Annotated in this window: 1 tRNA gene and 1 rRNA gene; both read left to right on the top strand. The window is 56.4% G+C overall.

Annotated elements, in window-relative coordinates:
* Positions 1-50: ribosomal RNA gene (locus tag F6X37_RS36575) — 16S ribosomal RNA — on the top strand; the annotation flags it as partial.
* Between the two features lie 74 nt (positions 51-124).
* A tRNA-Ile gene (locus F6X37_RS36245) sits at positions 125-201 on the top strand.
* The last annotated feature ends 42 nt before the right edge of the window (positions 202-243 follow it).

The following is a 243-nucleotide window of genomic DNA, read 5'->3' as shown; positions in this document are numbered from 1 at the left end:
AGTCGTAACAAGGTAGCCGTATCGGAAGGTGCGGCTGGATCACCTCCTTTCCAGAGCTGTGCATTCATTGCACTCAAGTGCTCACGCTTATCGGCTGTGGTTAGAAGAAACGCAGGCAGGCTCAGGGTCTGTAGCTCAGCCGGTTAGAGCACCGTCTTGATAAGGCGGGGGTCGATGGTTCGAATCCATCCAGACCCACCACGGTCTTGTCTGGTGAGCTGAAGGGCTGGGGCCGCTGGAATA

The organism is Paraburkholderia sp. 31.1 (assembly GCF_014397645.1).
GTDB classification, from domain to species: domain Bacteria; phylum Pseudomonadota; class Gammaproteobacteria; order Burkholderiales; family Burkholderiaceae; genus Paraburkholderia; species Paraburkholderia tuberum.
This window is presented reverse-complemented; position numbering and strand designations above follow the sequence as displayed.